Consider the following 15,954-nt stretch of genomic DNA (forward strand, 5'->3'; position numbering starts at 1 on the left):
TGGTGGTCACCGGTCGGTCGTCTCCCGTGGTGCGGACTCGCGTGGTCGGTGCCGGTGGCGCCGCTGCCGGGACGGTGGCCGGCGAACTCGACCCGGCACGTCCGGGCGGCGGTGGAACCGGAGGCATCGGCGGGATCGTCGGAGTCGTCACCGGTGTCGGTGCCGGTATGACGGCCGGACCCGCGGAGGTCGGCTGGGCCGGGCCCCCGTTCGAGTAGAGCGAGGGGAAGGAGTCCGACGTCGGCGGCGTGGCGACCGGCGGTGCCACGCCGTTCGGCACCGGTCTGGCCGGGAGGGATCTCGGTGCTACCGATTTCGGTGGTGCAGATTTCGCCGGTACAGGTTTCGGTGGTGCAGATTTCGTCGGGACCGCCTTCGGCGGTACAGGTCTGGAGGAAGCGGATCCTGACGGGACGGAATCGGAGGAGGCACCCGCACGGTGTCCGGGGACCGGACCCGGGGCCGCCGACGAGGCGGCGGCAGCAGTCGCAGGGACCGGAACCGCGATCACCACGGATTCCGACGGCGGCGCGGCCAGTGGCATCGCCGAGACGATGGCAGCGACGGCCGTCAGGGCGCATCCGGTGAACAGAAGTGCCACGAGCAGGCGCGTGACGACTCCCCGCAGCGGCATGAGGATGATGGTACCCACACCGCACGGGAGGAGGCTTCACCGATGAAGGTGCTCGTCGTCGAAGACGATCCTGCCGTCTTCGTCCCGCTGCTGGAAGGTCTGCGCCGCAACGGACTCGAGGTCGATCACGCTCGGACCGGTACGGAAGTGGTCGCCGCTGCTCGTCATGTCGACCTGGTGCTGCTGGACCTGGGCCTCCCCGACGCCGATGGGCTCGACGTATTGAAGGCTCTGCGTCAGAGCAGCGACGTCCCGGTGATCGTGGTCACCGCGAGAGGTGACGAAACCGATCGGGTGGTGGGGCTGGAACTGGGCGCAGACGACTACGTCGTCAAACCGTTCTCCGTACGCGAGCTCAGCGCCCGCATCCGGGCCATCGCACGGCGACGGCGGATCGAGGCACCCCTGGAGACCGGCCGGCTTCGGATCGACCGCACCCGGCGATCGACGTGGATCGACGGCAGTTCGGTACAGCTGACGGCCAAGGAATTCGAACTGCTCGCAGTTCTCGCGGAGCAGCCCGGACGGGTCGTTCCGCGCAGCGAACTGCTGGCCCGGGTCTGGGATCCGATCTGGCACGGCTCGGGCAAGTCCCTGGACGTCCATGTCTCGGTCATCCGCCGGAAGCTCGGCGCGCCCGAACTGATCGAGACGGTCCGGGGCGTCGGCTACCGGCTCGTCGAGAACTGCGAATGACACGGCGACTCGTCCTGGCCCTGGTGGCCCTCACGGCAGCGGTGGCCATCGCGCTGGCCGTGCCCCTGGTCGTCATGGTCGACCGGGATCAGCGGGCCGCGTTCGTGTCCAGGATGCAGGTGGACGCGCTGCTCACCTCAGCGCAGCTGTCGGTGCAGCCGACGGAGCTCTGGGCCACCACCATTTCGGCCGCGGCTGCCCGCACCAAGGCCCGCATCATCATCGTCCGACCCGATCTGAGCCTGGCCGCCGATTCAAACATGAGCGCACTGGACCGGACCTTCGACCGGCCGGAGATTCGTCGCGCCCTGTCCGGTCAACTGGCCTCGGACACCAGGACGTCGCTCACTCTCGGGGGCACGCTGCGGTACGTCGCAGCTCCGGTCGTCCAACACTCGAAGGTGGTGGCGGCCGTCAGGTTGAGCCTCCCCGAGGACGTGGTCGACGACGTGGTGGCGCGCACCGGTCGATCGCTGGCCATCTTCATCGCCAGCGTCGTCCTCGCGGCTGCCCTGGTCGCCTGGCTGTTGGCACGCTCGCTCGCTGCGCCGCTGCACCGACTCGCCGGAGTGGCCGGGCGACTGCCCGCTAATCTCGCCCTCCGCGGCGATGTGGACCACGGACCGTCCGAGGTCCGCCAGGTTGCTGCTGCCCTCAACGCGACCGCCGGCCATCTCGACGCACTGGTGACACGGCAACAACGGGTCGCGGCCGATGCCTCGCACCATCTGCGGACCCCGCTGACCGGAATCCGGCTGCGGCTGGAGGCCATCGAGGATCTGACCTCGGACGAGGTCGTCCGCACGAACGCCGGTGCGGCGCTCGCCGAGGTCGACCGCCTCGCACGCCGGCTGGACCAGGTGCTCGCACTCGCCATCAGCGATTCCGGTCCGGCGTCGACCGCGGTGCCGGCGTCCGACATCATCCGCAGCCGGATCGCCACCTGGCAGACGTCTGCGAAGGAATACCGCATCCTGCTGAAGGCCACGGTGGCGAGCGGGCTCGTCATCGAGGCACCGGCCGAGGTCCTGGACCGGGTGATCGACGAGTTGGTGGGAAACGCCCTTCGCTACGCAAGCCACCGGATCGACGTGCGACTCGCCCAGGCCGGCGCGATGGTCACGCTGACGGTGGCCGACGACGGGCCGGGACTCGCTCCCGAAGAACGGGAAACGGTCTTCGAGCGGTTCGCCCGGGGTTCGCAAGCCGTCCCGGGTGGCAGCGGGCTCGGACTGGCACTGGTGCGGGACAGTGCGAGGAATGCCGGGGGCGACGCAGTCGCCCAACCGTCGCCCACCGGCGGCCTGCAGATCGTCACCACCTGGCTGACCGCGACGAGCGATCTCCCGCCGGTTGCCAGGGTGGCAGAAGACCTGCCGCACCATTCCTGATCCGATCTGGCGTCGACGTCGTCATCCCTGCACGCCGCCGGCCCGACCGACGGGCCGCCCACCACCGGGCGACCGCCGGCACGACTCAGCTCCCGTGGCTCGTGCGCCGCCCCTCGGGATCGCCGACGCCGGGTGGCATCAGCAGCCGGCGCGGCCGGAATCCGGGAGGAACCTGCCCACGTGCCCTGCGATCGGCCGACTGCTTCTGCCGATACATCTTCCGATCCACCTCGTCGATGACGCCGTGCACGTCACGCGGCTCGTCGAGGGTGATCGCGCCGACCCCGGCGGTGAGGGTGACGGTGATCCCGTCCAATTGGAACGGAGCGCCGAGGGCCGCCTGCACACGCCCTTGCAGCACCGCCGGTGTCGGTGAGGCGACACCGAGCTCGGCGCAGATGACGAACTCGTCTCCCGCCAGACGGGCCACGGTGTCCCCGGCTCTCAGCGCTCCGCGGAGCCGGCGAGCGACCTGCTGCAGTAGCTGGTCCCCGACAGCGTGGCCGTGGGTGTCGTTGACCGACTTGAAACCGTCCAGGTCCAGCAGCATGACCAGGACCTGGGCGCACTGACGTCCGAGCCGGGCCATCGATGTTTCGAGGCGATCGATGAGCAGGACCCGGTTGGGCAGACCCGTGAGGGGATCATGGGTCGCAGCTCTGAGCCACTGCTCCTCCTGCGCTGCTCGTGCAGTCACGTCGCAGCAGATCAGGCCGATCACCCGGGCACCGTCCGAATCGATGGTGTGTGCCAACGACTCGATCCGGATCACCCGCCCGTCCGCGCGGACCAGATCGGTCTCGAAGGAGGTCGGGGGCAGTTTCAGCCGGCACCGGTCGTGCAACGCCAGACGACGGCGTAGGCCGGGGACCTCGCTGGGGTGGACGAGATCCAGCACGTCGCGCCCCACCAGGGACCCGGGAAGTTCCAGCATCTCGTCGGCGGCCGCGTTGGCGTAGCTGATCCGCCCCCGCTGCAGCACCACCACGGCGGCCGGCGTGGACGTCAGCATCTGGGTGAGAGCTTCCGACACCTCTGCGGCGGGACGGGCCAGAGTCGGCTCCTCCGAGTGATCCATGAACCTGTCCCGTCGTGCTTCGTGGGCTGCGCACCCCGATCCGGCCCCTGCGCAGTCCTGCTCGTCGACAGCGGGAGGTTCGCGCTGGTCGAAGGGATGAGTGCCCCGGCTGACCCGAACAAAACCCGATGACGGACAGACCCACCATTAGGGTGGCGCGGGCACCGGGATTTCACAGGAGGCTCTCGAGCGCCAGGTGGACGTGTGCGGACCGGGGTCCTCGCAAGCGACGGGTCAGACCGATGATTTCCCAGGTTCGACGATCGTCGGGGCGGTGGAGACGTGCACCCGGGCCACGGTGATCACCGGGCAGTGGGCACGGCGCAGCACCTCTTCGGTGATGGGCCCCAGCCGGATGCTCCAGCGGTCGGAACTGTGGTGCGTGCCGACCACCAGGAGCTGCGACCTCCGGGACAGACCGACCAGCGCCTCCGCCGGGTCGGCGTCGATCCAGTCCACCTCGATCGTGAGTTCCGGTTCGGCGATCGCCAGTTCGTCGAAGTGAGCCAGCATCGCCTGCCCGTCGGCCGAGAGCCGGCTCGACCCGACGACGGCGATCAGGACGGCGCTCATCCGGATGGCCTCGCTCGCGGCGAACCGGACCGCCGCCCGCCCGGCCGGGGTCGGCATCGCCCCGACGACCACCGTCCGGTTCGTGTTCGAACTGGGCTGCCAGCCGGCCGAGATCCAGGCCACCGGTGATTCCGCCGCCGCGGCGAGGTGCTCCGGCAGGCTCCCCAGCATCCGTGGATGCAGGCGGGAGGGTGCACCGACCACCAGGACATCTGCCGCCGAACTCCAGCGCAGCAGTCCCGCCGACGGAGCGTCGACCTCCACCGCGATCTGCAGGTCGAGGTCGCGGAAGCGTTCGGCCACCGCGTGCACCGCAGCGTCGACCTTCGACTTCTCCTTGACGAGCATGCGAGATCCGCCCTGTTCGCCGGCCCCGCCGCCGAGGGAGTCCTGCAGCATCTCGTGCACGACCACCACGCTCCGGTTCGTCAGCAGCGCCTGGTGCACGGCCCAGTCCAGAGCCGAGTGTCCTTCCGGCGAATCCGTCCAGCCGACGATGATCTGACCATTCATGATGCCCACCAATCGTTCTCGGTCATTCGTTCTCGATCATCTGACGACGATCACGGCGCGACGGTCGCGACGCTGTTCGGATCGTGTTTCTGCTCGTCCGGCAGCAGACTGAACAGACCTTCCTCCTCCTGCGCGTTGTGCAGTTTGAGGATCGCGTAGAGGCCGTACAGCAGTCCCCTCAATTCCGTCACATCCGCGAGGGTGGGTGCGTCGCCGATGATCTCGTCGAGCAGTCGATGCAGACGAGCGACCTGCACATCGATCTCGGCATGCGTGCGGCTGAGCGCCGCCGTCGCGTTCGGCCCGCTCATCAGTTCGTCCATCATCGGATAGAGGTCGTGCTCCTCCGCGTGCTCGTGCGGGAGGAGTTCGGACTCCAACCGCTGCAGCAGCTTCCGCGTCGCGACCAGCGACTCCGGATTGGTGGCGAGGGAATCGGCGACCACCCGGATCTGCTCCACCACCGGAAGCACCGAGGCGTGTTCGTCGAACAGTCGCTGGGTCAGGGCCAGGTCCTGCGGCGGGAGCGTCAGGGTGTGGCTGCGTCCAGGGGTCACCGCGCGCAGAGCCACCATGATGGCCAGCACGTCGATACCCTCCTGGGCCAACGCACCGACCGCCGGGGGGAGATACCCGAGCGCGGCCACCACCATGGCCACCAGCGACAGACCCATCCCGACCGTCACCGATTGCAGCGCAATGGCTTTGGATCTTTGCGCGATCATGATCGCATCGGCCAGCAGGTCGATGCGGTTGCCGGTGATGACCACGTCGGCCGTCTCGGAGGAAGCGGTGGCACCTCCGGCGGCCAACGCCACGCCGACCGCGGCGGTGGCCAGTGCGGGGGCGTCGTTCACACCGTCGCCGACCATGATTGTGGGCCCGTTGGCGGCCTCGGCGACCACCTGCTGCACCTTGGCGGCGGGGTCGCAATCGGCCCGGACGAAGTCCACCCCGACCAGCGCCCCGACGGATTGTGCGATGTCGGCCCTGTCGCCGGTCAGCAACACGGTCCGGGTGACGCCGGCGGACCGCAGCGACTGGATCATCCGCCGGGCATCGGGGCGGATGGGATCCTCCAGCAGGATCACCCCGCCGGGTCGCCCGTCCACCGAGACGAACACCGTCAACGAGGACGTCGAGGCCGCTCTGCGGCGGGCCGTCTGCATCCAGTCGGGCTCCTCTCGATCCAGGATCCAGGACGCTTTGCCCAGCCGCAGGAGGTGGCCGTCGACGGTGCCCTGGATGCCGTACCCCGACTTCTCGGCGACCGCCACCGGCAGGTCCAGCGCCAGGCCGCGGGTGCGGGCCGCTTTGACGATCGACGCCGCCATCACGTGCGGGGAGACCTGGTCCAGCCTGGCGGCCCAGCGCAGCAGGTCATCCGGGTCCACCTCGACGCCGTCGGTCACCACCTCGCTGACCTCCGGCTCACCCCGGGTCACCGTTCCGGTCTTGTCCAGGATGAGCACCCGACCGGCGGCGAGACGCTCCAGGGCCTCGCCACCCTTGATGATGACGCCCAGACGGGCCGATCTGGACAGCCCGGACATGATGGCGATCGGAGCGGCGAGCAACAGCGGACACGGTGTCGCCACCACCAGTACCGCCACCGCCCGCACCGCATCCCCGGTGACCAGCCAGGCCCCGCCGGCCAGCGCGAGGGTGAACGGGACGAAATAGACGGCGAACCGGTCCGCGGTGCGCACGAACGGCGCCGAGTCGGCGTTGGCCTGCTCCACCAATCGAACGATCTGCGCGTAGGTCGAGGAAGCCGCCTCGGAGGTGGCGATCAGACCGATCGGGGGTCCGGCGTTGACCGAACCGCTGCGCACGGTCTCGCCGGCGATCCGGTCGACCGGACGGGATTCCCCGGTGAGGCTGGACTCGTCCAGCACTGCGGCCTCGAGCAGGTGTCCGTCGACCGGAACCACCTCACCGGGACCGACCACGAGGTGATCACCGCGGCGGACCTCGTCGACCGGGATCTCCACCACCCCGCCGGGCCCCACCCGACGGGCGGTCCGGGGCGCGCGCTCGACGAGCAGGCTCAGATCCCGTTGGGCGCGCCGGGCGGCACTGGCCTCCAGCAGTCGTCCGCTGGCCAGCATGACCGTGATCATCGCTCCGGCGAAGGGCTCGCCGACCGCGAGCGCCCCGAGCAACGCCAGCACCGCGATGAGGTCGACGCCGAGTTGGTGCTTGCGGAGCGAGATCACCACCCAGGACACCGAGACGACCACCCCGAGCACCGTCGACACCGTCCAGCACACGGCTTCCCACCGGCCCGCGCCCGACCACCACCCGATCGCACCGGCCCCCAGCAGCAGCAGGGAGACCAGGAACAGGATCAGGTCGAAATAACGCCGCACGGTCGCCATCTGTCCAGCCTGGTCCGCCGGCCCGCTGCCGACTACGGTCGAAGGTCCCGACTCGCTGCGCCGTTCGTCTTCATCGGTCGGGGGTCGGACCGTCCATTCGCCGGAGGGTCCGGACCAGACCGATCAGACGGTCCGCCATCTCATCGAAGAACTCCTGGCCCCGCTGGGCGGTGGCTCCGGTCGGATCACCCAGGACGCCGTTGGGGCTCACCGCGGTGACACCGCCCGCGCGCATCTGCTCGATCAACTCGGACAGCGGCTCGAGAGCACCGGCCGCCGCGAGGTCCATCCGGATCGTCTCGGGCCGGAGGAACAGCATCAGCGACGTCTCGCGATATCCGGCGTGCGCGTCGGCCCGGTGGCCGGCGCCGGCCGCGTGCCAGACCGTCAGGGATCTACCTTCGGACCGCAGCAGGTCCTCGGCCGAACGGAGGGCCGACGCATTCCCGCCGTGGCCGTTGACGATCAGCACGTGGCTCCAGCGCAGCGACGCGTGGCGGACGAACTCGACGACGACCGACGTCAGCGCCTGGGTTCCGATCGACAGCGTGCCCGGGAAGTCGGCGTGTTCGCCGCTGGCACCCAACGGCAGCGCCGGTGCCAGACCGACGCCCGGGAAACGCCGGTGCGTCGCCCTGGCCAGTTCGTCGGCGATGACGGTGTCGGTGCCCAACGGCAGGTGCGGGCCGTGCTGTTCGGTGGAACCGATCGGCCACAGCAGCAGATCCCTGGTGGCCGAGCGGATCTGGGGCCAACGCGCCAGCGCCAGCGGGGGCAGCGAATTCTCCGGGACGGCGCCGGCCAAGGCGTCAGACCCGGGCGGCACGACGGTTCCGCGTGGTGCGTCCCAGAGAGGTGATCCGTCCGAGGGAAAGGTCACGGACCCGGGGAAGGACGGGTTCCAGCGTCCGGCGCCTGATCACGCCGATCCAGACGCCGGTGCTGTAGGCCAGATCGTCCAGGGTCCGGGCGATCAGGGACTCACCGGCGAGACGGGCCGACACCCACCGGCTGTCGGTCGCCAGGCGGGCCGACCGGACGTCGAGGCCGACCAGGTACACCAGACCGCCGACCGCGGCCAGGGCAAGTCGCCGCCCCGTCCCGGGCCGGGCCAGGCCCAGGGCGAGGGTGGCCGGCGCCATCGGGCGGATGAGCCACCGTCCGAGTGCACCGGCGGCCAGCAGGTGGCCCTGCACGGCGAGTTTCCGGGCCTTCGACGGCGGCAGCGTCGGCATCCCCCAGGGCGCGATGGCTGCGGTGACACCGGCCGCGACGACGCCGAGAAGCGGATGGACCAGGACGCCCAGCACCCACGGCCCGAAGGAGTAGATCGAGACGTCCACGTGCCGAAGGGATCCCGGGTGCCGCCGGCCCAGATCGGCCGCACTCGTGCCGTAGGCGACCCGTCTGCGCAGGGCAGCCCACAGACTGGTGCGCGGCTGGTGACCCACCCGCACATCGGGCAGGTAGCGGATGCGCCCGAATCTGGCGAGCCGCCAGACGAGATCGACGTCCTCGCCGACCTGCATGCTCTCGTCGAATCCCCCGCAGCGCCGGAACGTCCCGGTCTCGACCAGCATGGCGGCGCTGGGGACGTAGGAGACGGTCCTGCCCACCCCGACGTCCGAGGGCACACCACCGAGATCCAGTGCGCAGACTCGGTTTTCGAACCAGCCTCCCCATCCCGACCCCGGGAGCGGATAGATCCGGGGGGCGGCCAGCACCACACGGTTCCGCTCCTGCGAAGCGGTGTGGTCCGACTGGTCGATACGGCCCTTCAACGCTGCGATCCACCCCGGATCCGGCCGGGTGTCGGCGTCCAGGAACGCGATCCACGAAGTGGTGACCAGGGCGGCCCCGGTGTTCCGGGCCGCCCCAGGGCCGCGGGAGACGGGGTGCCGCACCACGGTCACGTTCGCCCGTCCGACGGCGAGGCCGGCCAGCGGTTCCGCAGACCCGTCGTCCACGACGATCACCGGTGTCGCCGATCCGATACGGTCCAGCAGATCGACGACCGGTCCGGGAGCGGAACGGGCCGGAATCACCACTGTCACCGGGAAGTCGTCCGCCGGTGCGGGGGCCGGGGCCACCAGCAGACCGGCGTCCTGCAGCCGGACGAGCAACTCCTGCACGACCGGGTCGTGGCCGCCGGACGCGCCGCCGAGGATCTCCCGTACCGTCTGCGAGCCCCGTCCGGTCAGGGTGATCACCCGGTACGGAGCGCCGCCGGCCAGCGTGACCTGGTCGAGCCATCGAACGGACTGCGCCAGATGCCAGACCTGCCCGCCCGGCGCCGTCATCCGACGAAACCGCCGTCCACCCGCAGGGCGATCCCGGTGACCGCCGACGATGCCGGGCTGCACAGCCATCCGACGGCCGCAGCGATCTCGGACGGCTCCAGGATGCGCGCCAGGCGCTGGTGCGGGGCGAAGGCGTCGACATCGGGCAGGTCGTACACCCTGGCGCTCCGTTGCAGCAGTGCCGTCCGGGTGCTCCCCGGCAGCACCGCGTTCGCCGTCACCCCCAGCGGGCCCAGATCGGCTGCCAGACTTCGGATGTAGCCCAGCGCCGCATGTTTGGACGACACGTACCCGGCCAGCCGGGGCAGGCCGGTCTCGCCCGCCGTCGACACGATCGCGACGAACCGGCCGCGGCCGTGGGGGGCGTGCAGGAGGGCCGGCACCGACACCCGTGCAAGGTTGGCGACGCCATGGAAGTTGGTGTCCATGTCCCGGTCCAGGTCGGCCCGGCTGAATTCCCAGGCCGGTGCGTCGGAGCCGATGATCCCGGCGACCGAGACCACCGCATGCAGTCGGCCCGGCTCGACCAGCTCGACCGCCAGGGCCAGTGCCGCCTCGTCGCGGACATCGGCTGCCATCACGTGGATCTCGGCGCCGAGTGCGCGGCAGAGTGCGGCCACCTCCTGGAGTTCGTCCTGGGACCCGAGGTCGTAGCCGAGACCGGCGATCGCGTCCACGGACGGTGCGTCGACCAGGACGAGGTCGAAATCCTGGCGGGCCAACTGCAGCGCCACCGCTGCGCCTATTCCGCGGGCCGCACCGGTGACCACCGCAACCGCCCGCTGCGTGACGGGAGTCGCCGTCGTCGTCGTCGTAGTCGTGGTCGTCACGGTCTGGCCTCCGGTGCATCGGGCGAGGCGAAGATGGTCAGCGAATCCGCGAGCAACGCCAGCAGGTCGCTGCGGTCGGTCTCGAGCCATTGTTCGTAGGCGGCCAGGGCGGCGCCGAGAGCCAGGTGTCCCAGAGTTCTCGGCACCAGATCGTTCTCGGGAACGCCGAGCCGCAGCGCCGCGAACTCGACGATGACCGACCGCCACGCCCCGTATCTCAGGGTGGAGTAGGCCTGCAGAGCGGGCGAGGAGAGGATGATCCGCATCCGGTCCCGCAGCGCAGTGGTGGCCGGACCGTCGAAGGTGTTGAACCGCAGGACGCCTGCCCTGATCGCCGCCCGCAGCGGCAGTTCGGCCGGGCACTCGCGGAACCACTGGGCGAAACGATCGAGCTGGGTGTCGAAATCACCCCAGACCGCGTCGTTCTTGGACTTGAAGTACCGGAAGAAGGTGCGTCTGCCGATACCGGCGGTGGCCGCGATGTCGTCGACCGAGGTCACGTCGAAACCCCGGGCGGCGAACATGGTGAGGCAGATCTGTTCCAGCTCGACCCGACTGGTCACCTGGGGACGGCCGAGCCCGGGCGGCTCTGGCGACAGCGGAACGGAACTCACCCGCCGCCTCCCTCTTCCGGTCTCCTTGCGGGCCGGGTCGTGTGGGGTGACCCTACCGGTAGCCGACCGGGACTGCGGATCGCGGCCGACATCACTGAATCACCGCAAGCGCAGCGACTTTCGAGCATAGGGCGAAAGCCCCCGCCATTCTCTTGACAAACGGCACTGAGTGCCATTACCGTCCGCAGTGACGCAGGCCACAGTCTGCGAAACCACCCGTGAAGGGACCTCCCATGTCAGACAATGCCGTCGACGACACCGTTCTCGAGCACGCCGACAGTGCACCTGCGGAGGCCGACGTCGCAGCCGCTCCGACCGCACTCTCTGCCCCGACGGCCCTGTCGGATCTGCTCGTCGAGGACGTCTCGATCGACGGCATGTGCGGCGTCTACTAGACATCGGCGATGACCTCGACGACGGATTCGCCGGCGGACACCCGCCACCCACCCGCCTCCACCGCGACCGACATCCGGGCTTTCGACCCTGACCTGCCCTATGAAGTGCATCCCCAGGTGGAGATCCGGCCGGAGCCGTTCGGCGCACTGCTCTACTCGTTCAAGACCAGACGGCTTTCCTTCCTGAAGGATCCGACTTTGGTGACCGTGGTCCGCACGCTGGCCGACCACCCGTCGGCGGCGGCCACCTGCCGGGCCGCCGACATCACCGATCCGGCGCGCGCCGCACAGTTCGCACGGGCGCTGGCCACCCTGGCCGCCACCGAAACAATCCGGGAGCGTCGATCATGACCACCACCGCCGCGACCACCACCGTCCTGCCGTTGGTCGAGCACTTCGCGCTGGGCCTGGACGCCCCGATCTGCCTGACCTGGGAGCTGACCTACGCCTGCAACCTGGCCTGCGCGCACTGTCTGTCCAGCTCCGGGCGGCGTGACCCGCGAGAGCTCACCACCGGGGAGGCGAAGGCCGTCATCGACGAGCTCGAGCGCATGCAGGTGTTCTACGTCAACATCGGAGGCGGCGAACCCACTGTGCGGCCGGACTTCTGGGAGCTCGTCGACTACGCCACCGCCCACAAGGTGGGGGTCAAGTTCTCCACCAACGGCGTCAAGATCTCGCCGGCGGTGGCCCGGCGGCTGGCCGGTAGCGACTACGTCGACGTACAGATCTCGCTGGACGGCGCCACCGCGGAGGTCAACGACTACGTCCGGGGGGTCGGCTCCTACGACACCGCCATCACGGCCATGGAGAACCTCTACGCCGCCGGCTTCGCCGGATTCAAGATCTCCGTCGTCTGCACCCGCCAGAACATCGGCCAGCTCGACGAGTTCAAGGCCATCGCCGACCGGTACGACGCGCAACTGCGCCTCACCCGGTTGCGGCCGTCCGGTCGGGGCGCCGACGTCTGGGACGAACTGCATCTGCTCGCCGGGCAGCAGCGGGAACTCTACGACTGGCTCGTGGAGAACGGGGAGAACGTCCTCACCGGCGACTCCTTCTTCCACCTCGCGGCCTTCGGGGATTCGCTGCCGGGCCTCAACCTCTGCGGGGCAGGCCGGGTGGTCTGCCTGATCGACCCGGTCGGCGACGTCTACGCGTGCCCGTTCGCCATCCACGAGTCGTTCCTGGCCGGCAACGTCCGCTCCCCCGGCGGATTCAGGACCGTCTGGCGCGATTCGGAACTGTTCGCCGAACTGCGCAGGCCCCAGAGCGGCGGGGCCTGCTCCTCCTGCTCGGCCTACGACTCCTGCCGCGGCGGCTGCATGGCGGCGAAGTTCTTCACCGGGCTGCCGCTGGACGGGCCGGATCCGGAGTGCGTCAAGGGGTATGGCGAGATCGCCCTGTCCAAGCTGACTCCCGGTCTTTCCCCGAAACCATCTCTCGACCATTCCCGCAAGACACTGCTGCCCAACGCACCCGTGATGCTGACCCTCGGGCGCAAACCCCCCGGCCGGGACTGCAACGAGGACCCGGTCGCCGGTCTGCAGGTGGCGGCGACCGCCTGAGCGTGCAGGACCGGGGCGGATGTGCAGCGCCGAGCCGGCCGTGCAGCGCCGAGACCATCAGCTCCACCATCGATGTCAATGAAGACGAAGGGCAAGTCCAATGGGCAATCCGTGGTTCGAGACCGTTGCCGAAGCTCAACGGCGGGCGAAGAAGAGGCTCCCCCCGTCGGTCTACGGCGCCCTGGTGGCAGGGTCCGAACGTGGGTTGACCATCCAGGACAACCAGGCCGCCTTCGGCGAACTGGGATTCGCTCCGCACGTGGCCGGGATGTCGGCGAAGAGAAACCTGTCCACCACCGTGATGGGACAGGCGATCTCGATGCCCGTCATCATCTCGCCCACCGGCGTGCAGGCCGTGGATCCGGACGGCGAGGTGGCGGTCGCCCGCGCAGCGGCCGCCCGCGGGACCGTCATGGGGCTGAGTTCGTTCGCCAGCAAGAGCGTCGAGGAGGTGATCGCCGCCAACCCGCAGACGTTCTTCCAGCTGTACTGGTCGGGCACGCTGGACCAGATCAAGCAGCGGATGGACCGGGCCAGGGCGGCCGGGGCCGTCGGGCTCATCGTCACCCTGGACTGGTCGTTCTCCCACGGTCGCGATTGGGGCAGCCCCGCCATCCCGGAGAAGGTCGATTTCAGGGCGATGCTAAAATACGCGCCGGAGGCACTGACCCACCCGAGGTGGCTGGCCTCGTTCGCCAGGACCCGGAAGATCCCCGACCTCACCGTTCCCAACATGGCCGAGCCGGGCGTTCCGGCACCGACCTTCTTCGGTGTCTACGGCGAATGGATGCAGACCCCGCCACCCTCCTGGGAGGATGTCGCCTGGCTCGTCAGGGAATGGGGCGGACCGCTGATGTTGAAGGGCGTCTCGCGGGTCGATGACGCACGGAAGGCCGTCGACGCCGGCGTCACGGCCATCTCGGTGTCCAACCACGGCGGCAACAACCTCGACAGCACGCCCGCCACCATCCGGGCGCTGCCCGCCGTCGCGGAAGCCGTCGGGGACCAGATCGAGATCGTGCTCGACGGTGGCATCCGCCGGGGCAGCGACGTCGTCAAGGCCGTGGCTCTCGGGGCCAGGGCCGTGATGATCGGCCGGGCCTACCTGTGGGGTCTGGCCGCCAACGGGCAGGCCGGCGTCGAGAACGTCCTCGACATCCTGCGCGGAGGCATCGATTCGGCACTGCTCGGGATGGGCCACTCCGACATCCACGACCTGTCGCAGGACGACATCGTGATCCCCGCGGGTTTCCGCCGGGACCTCGGTGTCGGCTCCTCGCAGCGATCCGGCGGAGCGAAGGCGGCTACGCCCGCGAACTCGTCGTGATCCTGAGGCGTCGCATCCGGTTGTAGAGGGTGCCACGACTCACCCCGAGGGCCTTGGCCGTTCTCATCTTGTTCCCGTCGTGCTCGGCCAGCGCGGCCACGATCGCATCCCGTTCGACCCGGTCGAGTCCCCCGAGATTGCTGGGTGGGGCGGCGGTCCGGTACGAGGCGGGCAGATCGGCGGCGGTCACGTCACCCGCGCTCCGCCGCGCGGCGACGTAGGTCATCACCACCCGGAGTTCGTGGAAGTTCCCGATCCACGCCTGCGTGCTCAGCGCATCGATCGCACTCGGCGTGAGGCGGAGCGGGGCGCCGCCGCTGACCTCGTCGAGCATCCGCGCGGCGAGATCGCCGATGACCGCCGCTTGCCGGGACAGGGCCGGCAGGTCGACGGAGCGCACGCACATGCTGGCCAGGGTGTGGGCGAGTCCGGTCAGACCGTCCATCGGGCCGCAGGTGACGATGAGGTCGGAGCGGAAGTTCTTCTTGGCCAACGAGATGATCAGGTGGATCAGCCGGTCGGAGAGCAGATCGATCTCCTCGACGACCACGGTCCCGGCCCGGCTGCTGATCGCATCCACGAACCGCTGGGCCCAGGCCGCCTCGCCGTCCAGGGCCGCGAAACCCGGTTCGAGCACCGTCACCGGGTGACGCTGGACCGCGGCGGTGGCGGCCCGCGAGCGGCCGGTGCCCGGCGCCCCGGAGATCAGGATGGGCAACCGGGGCCCGCGCTGGTCCCGGAGGCTGCCGCGGTCGGCTGATCCGCCGACGACCTCGGCCGCCGGGGTGATCTCGAAGACGAAGCCTCCGGCCGACCCGGATACCGCATGGGCGAGCACGGTTGCTCGCATCCCGTTCTGCAGGGGCACGTCGGCGGCAAAGCCGCTCTCGGATCCAACCGGCCCGACCAGTGCTCTGAGCAGCGCGAAATCGTGGGGGTTGAGCAGGTCGAGGGCCGCCCGGTTCGACAGCACGACGTCGTCGCCGAGGGCGACGACGGGATGGCGTCGATGCGCCGTCATCGTCTGGAAGGCCGCGAACAACAGTCGTTCCGATGCCCGCGCCCCGTCGAGCAGTCGCTGCTGGACGTGGTCGACCGAATGCGCGACGAGCGCCGCCAGCAGCGGGTTCACACCGGCCCCGAACGAGGTGAAGTTCAGTACCCCCTCGACCCGGTTCGTCAGCGGATGCAGGATTGGCTGGCCGTAGCAGCTGAACGCCTTGAGCTCGTCGGCGAAGTGCTCGGACCCGTTGATCGCCACCCCCCGGCGGAGTTCGAGGGCGGTACCCAGGCCGTTGGTACCCACGACCTCCTCCCGACAGGTCGCGCCCGGCCGGACCCCTAGATCGTCGAAGGTGCCCTCGGCCCGGGTCTCGTCGCACCACCGATGGATCACCCGGCACTCGCGGTCGGCCAGCAGCACGCTGTGGGCCGAACCCCGCAGCTGGGACCGAAGCGTGTCGAGCACCGGGCTCGCCGCGGACAGCAACCGGCTCTGCGCATCGAACTCACCGGTCCGCAGGTGACTCAGCGCATCCTCGGGTACCAGGCCGACGTCGCGGGAACGGGCCCAGGACAGGGCGATCTCGGGGCGGAGACCCGGGAGGACCGGGGTCTGCTGATGCGGCTGCTCCTGATACATACGTGTCAAGCT

The 15,954-nt window shown here is 69.8% G+C and carries 15 protein-coding genes; 7 read left to right on the plus strand and 8 right to left on the minus strand.

Annotated elements, in window-relative coordinates; genetic code table 11:
* The first annotated feature begins 29 nt into the window (after positions 1 to 29).
* The 3 genes from H7F38_RS19340 (at position 30) to H7F38_RS19350 (ending at position 2,721) form a co-directional block, all read left to right on the plus strand.
* On the plus strand, positions 30 to 218 hold the full coding sequence (locus H7F38_RS19340) for a hypothetical protein (RefSeq protein WP_187091345.1): 189 nt from the start codon (positions 30 to 32) through the stop codon (positions 216 to 218).
* 458 nt (positions 219 to 676) lie between these two features.
* Positions 677 to 1,330 carry a response regulator transcription factor gene (locus tag H7F38_RS19345; protein ID WP_187091346.1) on the plus strand — a complete coding sequence of 218 codons (654 nt, stop codon included), beginning with the start codon at positions 677 to 679 and terminating at the stop codon, positions 1,328 to 1,330.
* Positions 1,327 to 2,721, plus strand: a complete 1,395-nt coding sequence (locus tag H7F38_RS19350) for an ATP-binding protein (RefSeq protein WP_187091347.1) — start codon at positions 1,327 to 1,329, stop codon at positions 2,719 to 2,721. The genes H7F38_RS19345 and H7F38_RS19350 overlap by 4 nt, the downstream gene beginning before the upstream one ends.
* Positions 2,722 to 2,806: 85 nt before the next feature.
* Here the strand turns inward: H7F38_RS19350 and H7F38_RS19355 are convergent, their stop codons facing one another.
* The 7 genes from H7F38_RS19355 to mftR form a co-directional block, all read right to left on the minus strand.
* Positions 2,807 to 3,799 (minus strand): diguanylate cyclase domain-containing protein, encoded by a 993-nt coding sequence (locus H7F38_RS19355; RefSeq protein WP_187091348.1) that lies wholly within the window; start codon positions 3,797 to 3,799, stop codon positions 2,807 to 2,809.
* Positions 3,800 to 4,033: 234 nt separating this feature from the next.
* Entirely contained in the window at positions 4,034 to 4,885 is an 852-nt protein-coding gene (locus H7F38_RS19360) for a universal stress protein (RefSeq protein ID WP_187091349.1), read from the minus strand.
* A 50-nt stretch (positions 4,886 to 4,935) separates the two neighbouring features.
* Entirely contained in the window at positions 4,936 to 7,266 is a 2,331-nt protein-coding gene (locus H7F38_RS19365; RefSeq protein ID WP_187091350.1) for a heavy metal translocating P-type ATPase, read from the minus strand.
* 70 nt (positions 7,267 to 7,336) lie between these two features.
* Positions 7,337 to 8,092: a mycofactocin biosynthesis peptidyl-dipeptidase MftE gene (gene mftE, locus H7F38_RS19370; RefSeq protein WP_255498074.1), complete on the minus strand. Its 756-nt coding sequence runs from the start codon at positions 8,090 to 8,092 to the stop codon at positions 7,337 to 7,339.
* Positions 8,076 to 9,566 carry a mycofactocin biosynthesis glycosyltransferase MftF gene (gene mftF, locus H7F38_RS19375; protein ID WP_187091351.1) on the minus strand — a complete coding sequence of 497 codons (1,491 nt, stop codon included), beginning with the start codon at positions 9,564 to 9,566 and terminating at the stop codon, positions 8,076 to 8,078. Before mftF ends, mftE begins: the two co-directional genes overlap by 17 nt.
* A complete protein-coding gene (locus H7F38_RS19380; protein WP_222618186.1) occupies positions 9,563 to 10,396 on the minus strand; it encodes an SDR family oxidoreductase in 834 nt (277 codons plus the stop codon). Before H7F38_RS19380 ends, mftF begins: the two co-directional genes overlap by 4 nt.
* Positions 10,393 to 11,010: a mycofactocin system transcriptional regulator gene (gene mftR, locus H7F38_RS19385; protein ID WP_187091353.1), complete on the minus strand. Its 618-nt coding sequence runs from the start codon at positions 11,008 to 11,010 to the stop codon at positions 10,393 to 10,395. The genes H7F38_RS19380 and mftR overlap by 4 nt, the downstream gene beginning before the upstream one ends.
* Positions 11,011 to 11,243: 233 nt before the next feature.
* Between mftR and mftA the strand changes: the two genes are divergently transcribed.
* The 4 genes from mftA to mftD all read left to right on the plus strand — a co-directional run bounded on the left by mftA (position 11,244) and on the right by mftD (position 14,300).
* The gene (gene mftA, locus H7F38_RS19390; protein WP_187091354.1) at positions 11,244 to 11,405 is read left to right on the plus strand and encodes a mycofactocin precursor MftA; all 162 of its coding nucleotides are present in this window, start codon (positions 11,244 to 11,246) and stop codon (positions 11,403 to 11,405) included.
* Between the two features lie 9 nt (positions 11,406 to 11,414).
* Entirely contained in the window at positions 11,415 to 11,756 is a 342-nt protein-coding gene (gene mftB, locus H7F38_RS19395) for a mycofactocin biosynthesis chaperone MftB (protein WP_187091355.1), read from the plus strand.
* A complete protein-coding gene (gene mftC / locus H7F38_RS19400; RefSeq protein ID WP_187091356.1) occupies positions 11,753 to 12,973 on the plus strand; it encodes a mycofactocin radical SAM maturase in 1,221 nt (406 codons plus the stop codon). Before mftB ends, mftC begins: the two co-directional genes overlap by 4 nt.
* A 100-nt stretch (positions 12,974 to 13,073) precedes the next feature.
* Positions 13,074 to 14,300, plus strand: coding sequence for a pre-mycofactocin synthase MftD (mftD, locus tag H7F38_RS19405; protein WP_187091357.1), 1,227 nt, complete (start codon positions 13,074 to 13,076; stop codon positions 14,298 to 14,300).
* Here the strand turns inward: mftD and H7F38_RS19410 are convergent.
* Positions 14,278 to 15,942, minus strand: a complete 1,665-nt coding sequence (locus tag H7F38_RS19410) for a sigma-54-dependent Fis family transcriptional regulator (protein ID WP_255498435.1) — start codon at positions 15,940 to 15,942, stop codon at positions 14,278 to 14,280. The two genes, mftD and H7F38_RS19410, sit on opposite strands and share 23 nt — an antisense overlap.
* Between the last annotated feature and the right edge of the window lie 12 nt (positions 15,943 to 15,954).

This window comes from Nakamurella sp. PAMC28650 (genome assembly GCF_014303395.1).
Taxonomy (GTDB): Bacteria; Actinomycetota; Actinomycetes; order Mycobacteriales; family Nakamurellaceae; genus Nakamurella.